This window comes from Desulfonatronum zhilinae (genome assembly GCF_900182865.1).
GTDB lineage: Bacteria > Desulfobacterota > Desulfovibrionia > Desulfovibrionales > Desulfonatronaceae > Desulfonatronum > Desulfonatronum lacustre.
Window position 1 is genome coordinate 1 of sequence record NZ_FXUJ01000081.1, and the last position, 1,544, is coordinate 1,544.

Below are 1,544 nucleotides of genomic sequence, written 5' to 3' on the forward strand. Positions count from 1 at the left end.
AAGACGCGGGAAGCCATGTCAAAGAGCAAATTACTGTCAAATTACTTTCTCAGGACACCTTTTTATCGCCTTTTCAGCTCAACTGCTCCGGTTCGTCCCCTTCAGCACACCTACCAGGGGCATCGCTGGGGGCTGGCCGCATAATTGCCGCTGACTTTTTGCAGGGACATCATAATCTGAATGACTTCAATACCGTTAACTGTTGGGTTCTGACCCGTCAAACCGAAAGCGCGGTTTGTGTAAATATTCATAACATCTGTGTCACGAGGCACACCCACCCCCAGTTGACCCCAGTTTGTATCCATCAGTGTGTCTGCGGCATTCAGCGTACCTGCGGGGGCTTCAACAACTTCACTATTGTTGGTGAACTTGAAAGCCGTCGGAAGAACACCGTTGAAAGAGCCTGTGTTGTCAGCGAAGTCAACATTGGGTGTCAAAACAAACTGACCGCCGCTGATGTTCTCAACATTTTCTTCCCAATTCAGACGCTGTGCAGCGGTCACCAGGGCGGGGGAGTTCGCACCGGCAGGACCAGCTTCCCAACCAGCGGGGCTGCCGTAGGTGCCGTCAACCTTGGGCATCAGACCGAGGTCGTTGATGAGGGCGTTGGCCAAGCCGCGTTCCTTGATGGTTCCGGCAACCAGATTGGTGACGTAGTAGTCTTTGATTGTCTGGCTGACGGTTCTATGCCCACCAAACATGTTGGTCAGTACAGCTTCGACTCGGGCAGTAGCCAGAGCTGTTGTAAAGGGAACGTTGTTGCCCCAACCAACCTGCTGGCTGACATGCTGCTGCAAGCCCAGGCCAGCCCAGACGTTGCCGTTGGTGTTCACCAAGTTTTGCGTCCAAAGAGCCAAGTCGGCAGCTGTAGCTGTCAAACCGCTGGCCTTGAAGTACGCATTAACTTTGTTTTCATACTGCGCTGCTGTTGCCATAATCTTCTTCCTCCTAAAATTGTGAAAAGTAAAAAAAAGCCCATTCCAAAAATTCGATCAGACCTGCCCGAGAGTCACAACCTTCCTGCCTTTCGAGTTACTAACAACCAGCCTGACCGTGCCTATAAAATGCCAAACCGGCCTTGAAAATTAAAAAACCCCCTGTTCCTGGTTGGAACAGAGGGCTTTTGACGGCATTTTGATGCCGGGGCTTAGGGAAGCCTATGGGCGTGTGGTGCTACTGCATGGTTTGTTTCGGAGCGGTGGCTTTGTCAACCAGGGCTTCGAAGGTTTCCAGGGTGTCGGCCTTGAGAAGACTGAGCGACAGAGAGTTGAGGGTATCGATATCCTCAATTGCATGGACCTTCTTGGAGAAGCCCACAGGGACGTACTCGAACTTGGCGGCGGCTTGGTTAAGGAGAGTGGTGCGGACTCCTTTGAGTTCGCCTTCTTGTCTCCCATCAACCAATCCCGCGTCTCTTCCCTGCCTCATCCATTGATCTGCGAGCGTATTCATAATTTCCTTACCTCCTTGAGGAATCATAGCTAGAGCTTGTTCAAAGTCTTCCTCTTTCAGATATTCCGAGGCTTTTGCCAAATACCTGCAAA

Annotated in this window: 1 protein-coding gene and 1 pseudogene; both read right to left on the reverse strand. The window is 51.4% G+C overall.

Features of this window, described 5'->3' with window-relative positions; genetic code table 11:
- Positions 1 to 110 precede the first annotated feature (110 nt).
- A complete protein-coding gene (locus tag AC559A_RS19100; protein WP_498819282.1) occupies positions 111 to 935 on the reverse strand; it encodes a hypothetical protein in 825 nt (274 codons plus the stop codon).
- A 238-nt stretch (positions 936 to 1,173) separates the two neighbouring features.
- Positions 1,174 to 1,544, reverse strand: a pseudogene (locus AC559A_RS19105) (hypothetical protein); the annotation flags it as partial.

Bases quoted from the DNA above. Each gene is read 5' to 3' on its own strand.
- AC559A_RS19100 (WP_498819282.1), bottom strand. From the start codon at position 935: ATGGCAACAGCAGCGCAGTATGAAAACAAAGTTAATGCGTACTTCAAG.